General features: G+C 58.5%; 1 protein-coding gene. It reads left to right on the forward strand.

The window, feature by feature from the left end:
* Window positions 1–569, forward strand: a 569-nt coding sequence (argA, locus tag ENTHG_RS00075) for an amino-acid N-acetyltransferase (protein WP_044172009.1), incomplete at its 5' end; no start/stop codon positions are given.
* Window positions 570–932 lie beyond the last annotated feature (363 nt).

The following is a 932-nucleotide window of genomic DNA, read 5'->3' on the forward strand; positions in this document are numbered from 1 at the left end:
TGAAAGCCTGCCGCAGCGGCGTGCGGCGTAGCCACCTGATCAGCTATCAGGAAGATGGCGCGCTGTTGCAGGAACTCTTCTCACGCGATGGTATCGGTACGCAGATTGTGATGGAGAGCGCCGAGCAGATCCGCCGCGCGACCATTAACGATATCGGCGGTATCCTGGAACTGATCCGCCCCCTCGAACAGCAGGGTATCCTGGTCCGCCGCTCCCGCGAACAGCTGGAAATGGAGATTGATAAATTTACCATTATCCAGCGCGACAACCTGACCATCGCCTGCGCGGCGCTCTACCCCTTCCCGGAAGAAAAAATCGGCGAAATGGCCTGCGTGGCGGTACACCCAGACTACCGCAGCTCATCCCGTGGCGAAGTGCTGCTGGACAGAATTGCCGCTCAGGCGAGGCAGATGGGGCTGACGAAGCTGTTTGTGCTGACAACCCGCAGCATCCACTGGTTCCAGGAGCGCGGCTTTACGCCGGTGGATATTGAATATCTGCCGGAGAGTAAAAAAGAGATGTACAACTATCAGCGCCGCTCAAAAGTGCTGATGGCGGATCTGAGCTAAGCTCCGCCGGGAAGATCCCCGATGCGCTCCGCTTATCGGGGCTACAACCACCTCACACGTAGATACTGTGATTAACTGCAACCTTTTTAGCCACGGCAACTCATTCTCCCGTTGTAACAACCGCAGCGAGATCTTTGTAACCTGATGGCGCAGGGCATGCAGCGAGGGGGTTGAGTCAAACCGGCCGCAGGCAGCGGGGCGGGAGGCGAACGCAGTGCGAAGCACCGATTTCCTGACGGGGGAGCGGGGATTGCAAAGGGGAACGCGGTGTTCCCCTTTGCCCGTTCACGTGCCAGGGAGGCGACATTTCGCGCTGAACATGAGGTGAACGGAACAAACCTCCTGAGCCGCATGTTCCCCTCA

The organism is Phytobacter massiliensis JC163, from assembly GCF_000321045.1.
Lineage (GTDB): Bacteria > Pseudomonadota > Gammaproteobacteria > Enterobacterales > Enterobacteriaceae > Phytobacter_A > Phytobacter_A massiliensis.